The sequence below is a fragment of the Ectopseudomonas oleovorans genome (assembly GCF_029845265.1).
In the GTDB taxonomy this organism is placed as follows: Bacteria; Pseudomonadota; Gammaproteobacteria; order Pseudomonadales; family Pseudomonadaceae; genus Aquipseudomonas; species Aquipseudomonas oleovorans.
Genome location: NZ_JAOCLK010000010.1, coordinates 34,449 through 47,644 on the forward strand (window position 1 = coordinate 34,449; position 13,196 = coordinate 47,644).

Sequence of the window (13,196 nt, forward strand, 5' to 3'; positions counted from 1 at the left end):
ATCCGTTACCATAGCCGGCTTTTCACGCGGGAGACAGACAGGCATGGCGCAATATCAACCGGGGCAACGCTGGATCAGTGACAGCGAAGCGGAATTGGGTCTGGGAACCATCCTCGCCGAGGATGGCCGCCTGCTCACCGTGCTTTACCCGGCCACCGGCGAAACCCGCCAGTACGCTACGCGCAATGCTCCGTTGACCCGTGTACGCTTCGCCCCGGGTGACGAGATCACCCATTTCGAGGGTTGGAAGCTCACCGTGCAGGAAGTCGAGGACGTCGACGGCCTGCTGGTCTACCACGGCCTCGATGCCCAGCATCAGCCGGTCACCATGCCGGAAACTCAGTTGTCGAACTTCATCCAGTTCCGCCTGGCCAGCGACCGCCTGTTCGCCGGCCAGATCGACCCGCTGGCCTGGTTCGCCCTGCGCTACCACAGCCTCGAACACAACAGCCGCCTGCTGCAGTCGTCACTCTGGGGCCTGGGCGGCGCCCGCGCTCAACCGATCGCCCACCAGTTGCACATCGCCCGTGAAGTGGCCGACCGCATCGCCCCGCGCGTACTGCTGGCCGACGAAGTGGGCCTGGGCAAGACCATCGAAGCCGGCCTGGTGATCCATCGTCAGCTGCTCTCCGGTCGCGCCAGCCGCGTGCTGATCCTGGTGCCGGAAAACCTGCAGCACCAGTGGCTGGTGGAAATGCGCCGGCGTTTCAACCTCGACGTCGCCCTGTTCGACGCCGAGCGTTTCATGGAAAGCGACGCCAGCAACCCCTTCGAGGACTGCCAACTGGCGCTGGTCGCCCTGGAATGGCTGAAGGAAGACGAGAAGGCTCAGGACGCCCTGTTCGCCGCCGGCTGGGATCTGCTGGTAGTCGACGAGGCCCACCACCTGGTCTGGCACCCGGAACAGGCCAGCGCCGAGTATTCGCTGGTCGAGCAGCTTGCCGAGGTCATCCCCGGCGTGCTGCTGCTCACCGCCACCCCGGAGCAGCTCGGCCAGGACAGCCACTTCGCCCGCCTGCGCCTGCTCGACCCGGCCCGCTTCCATGACCTGGAAGCCTTCCGCGCCGAAAGTAGCCAGTACCGCCCGGTGGCCGAAGCGGTACAGGAACTGCTCGACCAGGGCAGGCTCAGCGCCCAGGCGCGCGATGCCATCGGCGGCTTCCTCGGCGATGAAGGTCGCGAACTACTCGATGCCATCGACGGCGGCGACGAACAGGCGCGCGCCCGTCTGGTGCGCGAGCTGCTGGATCGCCACGGCACCGGCCGCCTGCTGTTCCGCAACACCCGCGCCGCCGTGCAGGGCTTCCCCGAGCGCGAGCTGCACCCCTACCCGCTGCCGAGTCCGGACGAATACCTGGAGCTGCCGATCGGCGAGCATGCCGAGCTGTACCCGGAAGTCAGCTACCAGGCGCAGGACGATGTCGACGAAGAGCAACGCTGGTGGCGTATCGACCCGCGCGTCGAGTGGCTGATCGACACCCTGAAGATGCTGAAGAAATTCAAGGTGCTGGTGATCTGTGCCCACGCCGAAACCGCGCTGGATCTGGAAGACGCCCTGCGCGTGCGTTCCGGCATCCCGGCCACGGTGTTCCATGAAGGCATGAGCATCCTCGAGCGCGACCGCGCCGCCGCCTACTTCGCCGATGAAGAATTTGGCGCGCAGGTGCTGATCTGCTCGGAGATCGGCTCCGAAGGCCGCAACTTCCAGTTCGCCCATCACCTGGTGCTGTTCGACCTGCCGGCCCACCCGGACCTGCTCGAACAGCGCATCGGCCGTCTCGACCGCATCGGCCAGAAACACCGCATCCAGCTGCACGTGCCGTACCTGGAAAACAGCCCGCAGGAACGCCTGTTCCAGTGGTACCACCAGGCGCTCAATGCCTTCCTCGCCACCTGCCCCACCGGCAACGCCCTGCAGCACCAGTTCGGCCCGCGCCTGCTGCCGTTGCTGGAAAACGGTGACGACGGCCAGTGGCAGCAACTGCTGGACGAAGCCACCGCCGAACGCATTCGCCTCGAAGGCGAGCTGCACAGCGGCCGTGACCGCCTGCTGGAGCTGAACTCCGGCGGCGCCGGTGAAGGCGAAGCCTTGGCCTCCGCCATCCTCGAGCAGGACGACCAGTTCACCCTGCCGATCTACATGGAAGAGCTGTTCAACGCCTTCGGCATCGACAGCGAAGACCACTCCGACAACGCGCTGATCCTGCGCCCCAGCGAAAAAATGCTGGATGCCAGCTTCCCGTTGGGTGACGACGAAGCAGTGACCATCACCTACGATCGCGAGCAGGCCCTGGTCCGCGAGGACATGCAGTTCCTCACCTGGGAACACCCCATGGTGCAGGGCGGCATGGACCTGGTGCTGTCCGGCTCGATGGGCAACACCGCCGTCGCGCTGATCAAGAACAAGGCGCTCAAGCCCGGCACCGTGCTACTGGAGCTGCTCTACGTCAGCGAAGTGGTCGCCCCGCGCAAACTGCAACTGGGGCGCTTCCTGCCGCCGGCTGGGCTGCGCTGCCTGCTCGACGCCAATGGCAACGACCTGGCGCCCAAGGTCGGCTTCGAGACGCTCAACGATCAGCTTGAAAGCGTGCCGCGCGCCAGCGCCAACAAGTTCGTCCAGGCCCAGCGCGACGTGCTGGCCAAGCAGATCAACGATGCCGAAGCCAAGGTCATGCCGCGCCATGTCGAGCGCGTGAGTGAGGCCAAGCGTCGCCTGATCGCTGAACTGGACGAGGAACTGGCGCGCCTGGTCGCCCTGCAGGCGGTCAACCCAAGCGTGCGCGACAGCGAGATCGACGCCCTGCGCGAGCAGCGCGAACAGAGCCTGGCGATGTTCGACAAGGCCGCCCTGCGCCTGGAAGCCATCCGCGTACTGGTTGCAGGCTGACGCTGAACGCAGTGGGTGCAGGTATCGCCCTCACCCACCGTACAGCGGCACGATCTGCCACTCGCTTTGGCACCTCTCGCATTGGCAAGCGTCCAGCCACTGGCCATAGTTGCGCATCCGATAACACAGGGAGTCTTGTCATGCGCTGGTTGCTGCTCGGTCTAGTGGGTGCTGCGGTCTTTATCTACGGCCGGATCAGCGGTGATGTGCAACTCAGCCTGCTGAGCAAAGGCATCCCGGTGATCGCCCTGCTGCTCTGGCTACGCCAGGCACCCGCCGGCACCTACCGGCGCTGGATCGGCATTGGCCTGCTGTGTTCACTGCTCGGCGACATTCTGCTCGACTGGCCGCAAGACCTCTTCGTATTCGGCCTCGGCGCCTTCCTGCTGGCTCATCTGGCCTACCTGTACGCCTACTGTTCCGACAGCCGCCGACTTGCCTTGCCCGCCCTGCTGCTGGCACTGCTGGCAGGCGCAACGATGTTCGCCGTACTGGCGAGCGGCGGCTTGGGCAGCCTGCTGATTCCGGTGGCCTGCTATGCCATGGCAATCTGTCTGATGCTCTGGCGGGCCCTGGCGCGTCTCGGTCAGCCTGGCCTGCAAACACGTTCGGCCTGGCTGGCCGTCGGCGGCGCGACGCTGTTCATGCTCTCCGATAGCCTGATCGGCATCGATCGCTTCGTCGTCAGCTTCGACGCCGCGCCCTATGCCATCATCCTCACCTACTGGCTCGGCCAGTGGGGTATTGCCGCTTCGGCCTTCGAACGCACCAAGACCTAGCAGGCGATTGATACCCCTGCCAGGCAGCGGGAAAGCCCTGACGGCAGGCGCGCACTTGGCTAAAATGCCGGCCTTTCCCGCTACCCGTTGCGATTGCCGTGAGCCAAGAACCTGATCGTCTGTTCGCCCAACCTCTGCCCGAGGTGCCCGATTTCGTCTTCAACGAGGACGTGGTGCGGGTCTTCCCCGACATGATCAAGCGCTCGGTGCCCGGCTACCCGACCATCGTCGAGAACATCGGCGTACTCGCCGGCCAGTTCGCCGAGGCGCACACTACACTGTATGACCTCGGCGCCTCGCTCGGCGCGGTGACCCAGGCACTGCGCCGCCATGTAAAAGCGGACGGCTGCCAGGTGATCGCGGTGGACAACTCGCCAGCCATGGTCGAACGCTGCCGCGAATACCTGCACGCCCAGGACGCCATGTTCCAGGAGCTGCTGCCGGTGCAGGTGATCGAAGCCGACATCCTGGCCCTCGACCTGCACCCCACCTCGCTGGTCACGCTCAACTTCACCCTGCAGTTCATCCCCCCGGAGCGCCGCCTGGAATTGCTCACGCGCATTCGCCAGGCGCTGCTGCCCGGTGGCGCGCTGATTCTCTCGGAAAAGCTGCGCTTCGAGGATGCCGCCGAGCATGAGCTGCTCACAGAGCTGCATGTAGCCTTCAAACGTGCCAACGGCTACAGCGAGCTGGAAATCGCGCAGAAACGCAGCGCCATCGAGAAGGTGATGCTACCCGACAGCCTCCAGCAGCACCGCGAACGCCTGCTGGCTGCCGGTTTCAGCAAGGTGGTGCCCTGGTTCCAGTGCCTTAACTTCGCCTCGCTGGTGGCCCTGCCATGATGCGCGACCTGGATCTCGACGCGCTGCAGGCGCAACTGGCCGGCACCCCGCTGCTGGACTGGGCTTGTGAGCTGCCCGGCCAGCTCGATGCCAAGCTGGCCATCGGTCACGGCGACCTGGCGCGCTGGTACGGCGCCGTGCAGGCACTGCCTGAATTACCGGTGAGTGAGGTGGAGCTGCTGCAGCGCTTCGCCTTCGGCGGCGCCTGCGATGACGCCACCCGCGCGCAATTGAAAACCGCTCTGCAGGGCCTGATTCCCTGGCGCAAGGGGCCGTTCGAGCTGTTCGGCGTACACATCGACACCGAATGGCGCTCGGACTGGAAATGGCAGCGCGTCGCCCCGCACCTGGACCTGGCCGGCAAACGCATCCTCGATGTCGGTTGCGGCAACGGCTACTACATGTGGCGCATGCTCGGTGCGGGCGCAAACAGCGTGGTCGGCATCGACCCCAACTGGCTGTTCCTCTGCCAGTTCCTGGCGATGAAGCGCTACCTGCCGGATCAACCAGTGTGGCACCTGCCACTGGCCTTTGAGGAGCTGCCAGCCAAGCTGCAAGGCTTCGACACCGTGTTCTCCATGGGTGTGCTGTACCACCGTCGCTCGCCCATCGATCACCTGCTCGATCTGAAGGATGCCTTGGTCAAAGGCGGCGAACTGGTGCTGGAAACCTTGGTAGTCGAGGGCGACAGCGAGCAGGTGCTGGTACCGGAAGACCGCTACGCACAGATGCGCAACGTCTGGTTCCTGCCCTCGGTGCCGGCGCTGGAGCGCTGGCTGCGCCGTGCCGGTTTCGAGGACGTACGCTGCGTCGACGTCAGCACCACCTCGGTGGAAGAACAACGTGCCACCGAGTGGATGCGCTTCCAGTCGCTACCCGAATTCCTCGACCCTGCCGACCACAGCCGTACCGTCGAAGGCCTGCCGGCACCGACCCGCGCCGTGCTTGTCGCGCGCAAGCCCTAGGCACAGCGAGTCTCGTAGGGCGGGTGCAACCCGCCAGACTGCAATTGGCGGGTTGCACCCGCCCTACGGTCGCAGCCAACGCGCACGCCGCTGAGCGATCAAAAGCAGCGGTTCACCGGCGCTCTGCTCTACCACACCACGGGCACCGCCCAGGCGGATCCTTCCCTCGATGTCCTGCGCCAGCAGACGACGCATGCGCCGACGCCAGAACCAGGCGCCAACCCAATCGACGATGGCGTTCTGCAGATCCAGCGGCCACATGGCCGGCATGTAGAACTCGGGCATGGCCGGGCGCGACTTGTCGTACTTGCTCGAACTGTTCATGGCATTTCCTCCGTTTCGCTGCCGGCCTGTGCCGGGCTTACGATCAGAATGAAACGCGCCTATCGTTCAAAAAAACGACAAATACCAAAGACCTAATTAAGTAATGTTTAACGATCATGAACATGACAGCCACGACCGCCCTGCCGCTTCTGGAAAGCGATGTGCTGCGCACCTTCGTCGCCATCGCCGACAGCGGCAGCTTCACCCGCACGGCTGCGCAAGTGTTTCGCAGCACGGCAGCCGTCAGCCTGCAGATCAAGCGTCTGGAGGAAACACTGGGCCAGCGCCTGTTCTCCCGCGAGGCAAGGCGCGTGCAACTGACAGCCGAAGGCGAGCTGCTGCTGGGCTACGCCAGACGTCTGCTCAAGCTCAACGAAGAAGCGGTGGCACGCTTTCTCACCCCGACGCTGACCGGCCGCGTGCGCTTCGGTACGCCGAACGATATCGGCGACCGCGTACTACCGAGTGTTTTGACTCTGTTCGCCCGCAGCCATCCGGCCGTGGAGGTCGAGGTCAATGTCGGGCGCAGTGTGGATCTGGTGGCGAAGCTGGATGCAGGCGAGCTGGACCTGACCCTGATCAACGCCGGCAACGACGGCCTGGATGATGCGCGCGGCGAAGTGATCTATTCGCAGGAGCTGGTCTGGGCCGTGCGTGACGGTGGCCTGGCCATGCAGCGCTCGCCCTTGCCGCTGGCACTGGCCAACCCCGGCTGCTCCTGGCGCCGCACCGCGCTCGATGCGCTGGATCGGCAGGGGCTTGCCTATCGCATCGCCTACTCCTGCGAGCAGTGCGCTGGCCAAGAAGCGGCAATGACCGCCGACCTGGCCATCGCGCCTTTCCCCCGCAGCCTGGTCAAGCCGCCGCTACGCCGGCTCGGCGCAGAACAAGGCTTGCCCGCCCTTGGCGAGTACCACATCAAGCTGATTCTCGGCCATCAACACAACGACACCGTCGAGGCGCTCGCCAGGCAGATGGTTCAGGCTTTCAGCCAGGATTGAACGAACGAAGTGGGAGGCGCTTCAGCGGCGATAGACTATCGAAAGTCGCGGCTGAAGCCCCTCCCACAAAGTACGCTAGCCGCGATAGGCAGCGGCGACTATCAGCGCTTTCATCTCGGCGACCGCCTGCTTGAAGCCGACGAACAACGCATGGGCGACGATGGCGTGGCCGATGTTCAGTTCGTTGATGCCGGGAATCGCGGCGACAGCCTCGGCATTGTGGTAGTGCAAACCGTGACCAGCGTTGACGATCAGCCCGTGGTTCAGGCCGCAGATAACGCCATCGCGAATGCGTGAAAGCTCATGCGCGGCTTCTTCCGCGGTGTGCGCATCAGCATAGCGACCGGTATGCAGTTCGATGGCCGGCGCGCCGACGCGCATGGCCGCTTCGATCTGCCGCTCTTCGGCGTCGATGAACAACGACACCTCGCAACCGGCCAGCGTCAGACGCTCCACCGCCGCGGCGATACGCGCCTCCTGCCCGGCCACGTCCAGACCGCCTTCGGTGGTCAGTTCCTGGCGGGTTTCCGGTACCAGGCAGACATGCGCCGGACGGATCTGCTCGGCGAAACCGAGCATGAAATCGGTGACGCCCATCTCGAAGTTCATCCGCGTCTGCAGCACGTCGGCCAGCACACGCACGTCGCGATCCTGAATGTGCCGGCGGTCTTCACGCAGGTGCACGGTAATACCATCGGCGCCGGCTTCTTCGGCGTCCAGCGCGGCCTTGACCGGGTCCGGGTAGCGCGTGCCACGAGCCTGGCGCAGGGTGGCGACGTGGTCGATGTTCACGCCGAGCAGAATACGATTGGCCTCAGTCACGCTTGGACTCCTTGAGCGTCATGAAAAGTTCGCGGCTGACCAGGGGCCTACCGCCGAGATGAGGTGCCAGCGCCTGACGCATCAGGCGCTTGGCGGCAGCCAGCGCGCCTGGGGTCTGCCAGTCGGCTTCGGCCATGGCCAACAGTTCGCGGCCCTGGAATACACCGGGTTGCAGTTGTACCACCGGCACCAGGCCTATGTCCTGCTGCCAACGGTAAAGTGCAGTCGGATCGATGGGTTGGTCGTGCTGGTCACGATCCAGGGCGAAACCATAGCCCAGCTCGTCCAGCAGACGCCATTCGAACGCACGCAACAGCGGTTCCAGCGCCCGGCCGGCAGCCAGTGCCTGCAAGGTGAGGCCATAGTGCTCGAGCATCACGGGGTGCGGGTCTTCGGCCGGCAGCAGGCGGATCAGCAACTCGTTGAGGTAAAGCCCGGAAAACAACGCTTCGCCGGTGAGCAGCAAGGGTATACCGACGCTTTCCAGGCGCCCAACGGTCTTCAACTCGCCGCGCCCGCGCAGTTCCAGCTCCAGCGGGGCGAACGGCCGGGCAATGCTGCCGACCTTGCCGCGCGCGGCGCGCAGCACCGCGCGAATACGGCCCTGGGCAGTGAAGAAATCCACCAGGGCGCTGCTTTCCTTGTAGGGACGGCTATGCAAGACATAAGCGGCAAGCTGCACGTTGCAAGCCTCAGGCAAAAGCCGCGCAGCACTGAACTGGCGGCAGATGACTCAATCCAGGTACCCCAATGAACGCAGGGCGCGTTCGTCGTCGGACCAACCGCCTTTGACCTTGACCCAGAGGTTGAGCATCACCTTGGAGTCGAACATGGTTTCCATGTCCTTACGGGCATCGGCACCAATGCGTTTGATACGCTCGCCCTTGTCACCGATGATGATCTTCTTCTGTCCGTCGCGCTCTACCAGGATCAAGCCGTGGATGTGCAGAATGCGGCCTTCCTGCTTGAACTCCTCGATCTCCACGGTGATCTGGTACGGCAACTCGGCACCGAGCTGGCGCATGATCTTCTCGCGGATCAGTTCGGCTGCGAGGAAGCGGCTGGAGCGGTCGGTGATCTGGTCTTCCGGGTAGAAGTGTTCGGACTCCGGCAGGCGCTCACCCACCAGCTTCTCCAGGGTGTCGAGGTTCTGCCCCTGCAGCGCGGAAATCGGCACGATCTCGGCCTGCGGCAACTGCTCGGCCAGCCAGTTCAGGTGCGGCAGCAGCTCGCTCTTGTCTTCCAGCCGGTCGGCTTTGTTCACCGCCAGCAGGATCGGGCATTTGACGTGCCGCACCTTTTCCAGCACCAGCTGGTCTTCATCGGTCCAGCGCGTACGGTCGACCACGAACACCACCACATCGACGTCCTTCAGTGCGCTCGAGGCGCTGCGGTTCATGTAGCGGTTGAGCGCCTTGTCGTTGTGCTTGTGCAAACCCGGCGTATCGACGTAGACAGCCTGCACGTTGCCTTCGGTCTTGATCCCGAGCATGTTGTGACGGGTGGTCTGCGGTTTGCGCGAAGTGATCGCCAGCTTCTGCCCGAGGATGTGGTTGAGCAACGTCGACTTGCCCACGTTGGGCCGGCCGACGATGGCGACGTAGCCGCAGCGCGTTACAGGTGCATCAGTCATTGCCATTCTCCACCCCGAGGGCGATCAGCGCCGCAGCCGCAGCGACCTGCTCGGCGATACGCCGGCTGCCGCCCTGGCCCAGGGTCTTTTCATTAAGCAGGGAAACCTGGCACTCGACCATGAAGGTACGGCAGTGCGGCTCACCTTGAATGTCCACCACCTCGTAACGAGGCAGTTCACAGGCACGTGACTGCAGAAACTCCTGCAGCCGCGTTTTCGGATCCTTGTTGGTGTCGACCAGGGTCAGGCCATCGAGCTCGCCGGTCAGCCAGTCCAGCACGCGCTCACGCGCGGCGTCCATGCCGGCATCCAGGTAGATGGCACCGATCAGCGCTTCGAGCGCATCGGCGAGGATCGACTCACGACGAAAACCACCGCTCTTCAGCTCACCGGAGCCCAGGCGCAGGTATTCGCCAAGTTCAAAACCACGGGCCAGCACGGCCAGCGTCTCGCCCTTGACCAGGCGCGCACGCAGGCGCGACAACTGGCCCTCACGGGCTTGCGGGAAACGCTCGAACAGCGCTTCACCGGCGACGAAATTGAGGATGGCATCACCGAGAAATTCCAGCCGCTCATTGTTGCGGCCGGCGAAACTGCGATGGGTCAGGGCCAGAACCATCAGGTCCTGGTCCTTGAAGCGATAGCCGAGCTTGCGCTCGAGGCGGGAAAGGTCAGGGTTCACGGCATTCGTACACGAAATTCTTTATCGAAATTGACCACCAGATCGAGGTTCTCGATCAGCGGCTCACGTTTTTCATATTTGAGGTGAGCGCGGAATTCATTGTTCTCCTGCGTCACCTTGAGCACATCACGCAGGTTCAGATCACGGATATTGTTGACCTGCATCCCCTTGCTGACGTGGTTGTAAAACTCGCCGACGGTACGAACATCTGCAGCCTTGTCGGTTTCGACCGAGGTGATGATCTTCTCCAGCGACATGTAATCCATATAGTGCGGCAACATCTTGAACGCGGTGCTGGCAAAAAATGCCACCACGGCCAGAACCACCAGCCAACCCAGAATGGAAAGCCCCTGCTGCGAGCGCGCGAAAGTCATGTGTATCCCCAATGAACGGTCTTGTCGGAAAGCCTGACGGCTACGCTATTTATAGCCTGTGGCGCTGTATTGAACAGCGCGCCAGTGCTCAATGAATCAGGCCGACCCGCGAGAAATTGGGCAGATTGCCGGTCTTGGGTTCCGGCCAGCTCATCCAGATGGCGAAGGCCTTGCCGACGATATGATCGTCCGGAACCATGCCCCACAGTTCCTGAGGGATATGACGATCACGCCAGTAACGGCTGTCGTTGGAGTTGTCGCGGTTGTCGCCCATCATGAAGTAGTGCCCTTCGGGCACCACCCATTGGCCACCGGGCTCGCGGCGCATGCGGGTCATTTCCTTGCGGATGGTGTGCTCGGCCTGGCCCAGGCGCTCCTGGTAGAGCATCGCACCACCCAGGCTACCCGGTTCTTCACTGATCAGCGTCTCGGCCACCGGCTCGCCATTGATCAGCAGACGCTTGCCCTGGGTGTACTCGATGCGATCACCCGGCAGTCCCACCACGCGCTTGATGTAGTTGATGGTCGGGTCGCTGGGATAGCGGAACACCATCACATCGCCGCGCTGCGGGTTGTCCACCTCGATGATCTTCTCGTCGATCACCGGCAGACGAATGCCATAAGCGAACTTGTTGACCAGGATGAAATCACCCACTTCCAGAGTCGGCTTCATCGACCCGGACGGAATCTGGAACGGCTCGACCAGAAACGAGCGCAGCACCAGCACGATAGCCAGCACCGGGAAGAAGGATTTGCCGTACTCGACCAGCAAGGGTTCCTTGCTCAGGCGCTCCAGCACCCTGTCGTCGGGATCGTCGACCCGCCCCTGGTACGCCGCAATCGCCGCACGGCGGCGCGGAGCCAGCAGGATCAGATCGATCAGGGCCAGGAAGCCGCAAACGGCAACCGCGATAACCAACAGAAGCGGGAAATTGATCGACATAGAGCCTTAGCTATCCAACCTAAGCACGGCAAGGAAGGCTTCTTGCGGAATTTCCACGTTGCCGACCTGCTTCATGCGTTTCTTACCGGCCTTCTGCTTCTCCAGCAGCTTCTTCTTACGGCTCACGTCGCCACCGTAACACTTGGCCAGTACGTTCTTTCTGAGCGCCTTGACAGTGGTCCGCGCGATGATCTGGCCGCCAATGGCTGCCTGGATCGCCACGTCGAACATCTGCCGAGGAATCAGTTCCTTCATCTTCTCGGTCAATGCACGGCCTTTGTAGGCGGCGTTATCGCGATGCACGATCAATGCCAGGGCATCGACCTTGTCGCCGTTGATCAGTACATCCAGCTTGACCAGATTGGCGGACTGGTAGCGATCGAAATGATAGTCCAGCGAGGCATAACCCCGGCTGGTCGACTTCAGACGGTCGAAGAAGTCCAGCACCACTTCGTTCATCGGCAGGTCGTAACGCACCTGAACCTGGGAACCGAGGAACTGCATATCACGCTGCACACCACGCTTCTCGATGCACAGGGTAATCACATTACCCAGGTGCTCCTGGGGCACCAGGATGGTGGCGGTGACGATCGGCTCGCGGAAGTCAGCGACAGCCGAGACGTCCGGCAGCTTGGACGGGTTGTCAACGGTGATGGTTTCACCGGTCTTTAGCTCGATCTCGTAGATCACGCTCGGCGCAGTGGTGATCAGATCCAGGTCGTACTCGCGCTCCAGGCGCTCCTGGATGATTTCCATGTGCAGCATGCCGAGGAAACCGCAGCGGAAGCCAAAGCCCAGCGCATCGGAGCTTTCCGGCGCGTATTGCAGCGACGAATCGTTGAGGGTCAGCTTCTGCAGGGCATCGCGGAAGTCCTCGAAATCGTCTGAGCTGACCGGGAACAGGCCGGCGTAGACCTGCGGCTGGATCTTCTTGAACCCCGGCAGCACTTCGACATCGGGGGTTGAGGACAGGGTCAGGGTGTCACCGACCGGCGCACCGTGAATGTCCTTGATGCTGGCGATGATGAAGCCCACTTCACCGGCTTTTAGATCAGCGGTGGCGGTGTGCTTCGGGGTGAAGACACCGACGCTGTCGACCAGGTGCACCTTCCCGGTGGACTTGACCAGAATCTTGTCGCCCTTCTTCACGCGGCCATGACGCACACGCACCAGCGAGACTACGCCCAGGTAGTTGTCGAACCAGGAGTCGATGATCAGCGCCTGCAGCGGTGCATCGATCTCGCCGGTCGGCGCCGGGATGGTCTGCACCAGGCGTTCGAGCACCTCGTCCACGCCCATGCCACTCTTGGCACTGCAGGCCACCGCGTCGGTGGCGTCGATGCCGATGATCTTCTCGATCTCGTCCTTGACGCGATCCGGGTCGGCCTGCGGCAGGTCCATCTTGTTCAGCACCGGCATGACCTCAAGGCCCTGTTCGATGGCGGTGTAGCAGTTGGCAACCGATTGCGCCTCGACGCCCTGACCGGCATCGACTACCAGCAGCGCACCTTCGCACGCCGCCAGCGAACGCGAGACTTCGTAGGTGAAGTCGACGTGACCGGGGGTATCGATGAAGTTCAGCTGATAGGTTTTACCGTCCTGCGCCTTGTAATGCAGCGTGACGCTGTGAGCCTTGATGGTAATGCCGCGTTCACGCTCCAGATCCATGGAGTCCAGAACCTGAGCCTCCATTTCACGCGCGGTGAGGCCGCCGCACATCTGGATGAAACGGTCAGCCAGGGTGGACTTGCCGTGGTCAATGTGGGCAATGATGGAAAAATTGCGGATATGACTCAGGTCACTCACAGATCAACACTCAAAGAAGGCACGGGCAAGACGCTTGCCGAAAATAGCCGCGGATTGTACCCGATCCCTCGCGACGGCGTCACGTCTGCACAGCGCTGGTGCAGATACGAAGAAGGGCGCCCGAAAGCGCCCTCTTCA

General features: G+C 63.0%; 13 protein-coding genes. 5 read left to right on the forward strand and 8 right to left on the reverse strand.

The features are described from left to right. Positions 1-43 precede the first annotated feature (43 nt). The 4 genes from rapA to cmoB all read left to right on the forward strand — a co-directional run bounded on the left by rapA (position 44) and on the right by cmoB (position 5,473). Positions 44-2,887: an RNA polymerase-associated protein RapA gene (gene rapA / locus N5J71_RS07315; RefSeq protein WP_279916599.1), complete on the forward strand. Its 2,844-nt coding sequence runs from the start codon at positions 44-46 to the stop codon at positions 2,885-2,887. 140 nt (positions 2,888-3,027) lie between these two features. Further along, on the forward strand, positions 3,028-3,666 hold the full coding sequence (locus N5J71_RS07320; RefSeq protein ID WP_004423899.1) for a lysoplasmalogenase: 639 nt from the start codon (positions 3,028-3,030) through the stop codon (positions 3,664-3,666). A gap of 98 nt (positions 3,667-3,764) precedes the next feature. Next, a complete protein-coding gene (gene cmoA, locus N5J71_RS07325; protein ID WP_004423898.1) occupies positions 3,765-4,508 on the forward strand; it encodes a carboxy-S-adenosyl-L-methionine synthase CmoA in 744 nt (247 codons plus the stop codon). Continuing rightward, a complete protein-coding gene (gene cmoB / locus N5J71_RS07330) occupies positions 4,505-5,473 on the forward strand; it encodes a tRNA 5-methoxyuridine(34)/uridine 5-oxyacetic acid(34) synthase CmoB (protein ID WP_004423897.1) in 969 nt (322 codons plus the stop codon). Before cmoA ends, cmoB begins: the two co-directional genes overlap by 4 nt. Positions 5,474-5,536: 63 nt before the next feature. On the opposite strand, the gene N5J71_RS07335 is transcribed toward cmoB, so the two are convergent. Continuing rightward, complete coding sequence (locus tag N5J71_RS07335) at positions 5,537-5,797, reverse strand: hypothetical protein (RefSeq protein WP_004423896.1); 261 nt, start codon at positions 5,795-5,797, stop codon at positions 5,537-5,539. 116 nt (positions 5,798-5,913) lie between these two features. On the opposite strand from N5J71_RS07335, the gene N5J71_RS07340 reads away from it, so the two are divergent. Next, entirely contained in the window at positions 5,914-6,798 is an 885-nt protein-coding gene (locus tag N5J71_RS07340; protein ID WP_279534650.1) for a LysR substrate-binding domain-containing protein, read from the forward strand. A 75-nt stretch (positions 6,799-6,873) separates the two neighbouring features. Here the strand turns inward: N5J71_RS07340 and pdxJ are convergent, their stop codons facing one another. From pdxJ to lepA, 7 genes are all read right to left on the reverse strand, one after another. Further along, positions 6,874-7,620 (reverse strand): pyridoxine 5'-phosphate synthase, encoded by a 747-nt coding sequence (gene pdxJ, locus N5J71_RS07345; protein ID WP_041977810.1) that lies wholly within the window; start codon positions 7,618-7,620, stop codon positions 6,874-6,876. Beyond that, positions 7,613-8,302, reverse strand: a complete 690-nt coding sequence (gene recO / locus N5J71_RS07350; protein WP_279916600.1) for a DNA repair protein RecO — start codon at positions 8,300-8,302, stop codon at positions 7,613-7,615. The genes pdxJ and recO overlap by 8 nt, the downstream gene beginning before the upstream one ends. A gap of 51 nt (positions 8,303-8,353) precedes the next feature. Beyond that, on the reverse strand, positions 8,354-9,253 hold the full coding sequence (era, locus tag N5J71_RS07355) for a GTPase Era (RefSeq protein ID WP_039964463.1): 900 nt from the start codon (positions 9,251-9,253) through the stop codon (positions 8,354-8,356). Beyond that, positions 9,246-9,935 (reverse strand): ribonuclease III, encoded by a 690-nt coding sequence (gene rnc, locus N5J71_RS07360; RefSeq protein ID WP_074855623.1) that lies wholly within the window; start codon positions 9,933-9,935, stop codon positions 9,246-9,248. Before rnc ends, era begins: the two co-directional genes overlap by 8 nt. Beyond that, complete coding sequence (locus N5J71_RS07365) at positions 9,932-10,309, reverse strand: DUF4845 domain-containing protein (RefSeq protein WP_074855621.1); 378 nt, start codon at positions 10,307-10,309, stop codon at positions 9,932-9,934. The genes rnc and N5J71_RS07365 overlap by 4 nt, the downstream gene beginning before the upstream one ends. A gap of 88 nt (positions 10,310-10,397) precedes the next feature. Further along, a complete protein-coding gene (lepB, locus tag N5J71_RS07370; protein WP_084341045.1) occupies positions 10,398-11,252 on the reverse strand; it encodes a signal peptidase I in 855 nt (284 codons plus the stop codon). Positions 11,253-11,258: 6 nt separating this feature from the next. Beyond that, positions 11,259-13,058: a translation elongation factor 4 gene (gene lepA / locus N5J71_RS07375; protein ID WP_004423882.1), complete on the reverse strand. Its 1,800-nt coding sequence runs from the start codon at positions 13,056-13,058 to the stop codon at positions 11,259-11,261. Between the last annotated feature and the right edge of the window lie 138 nt (positions 13,059-13,196).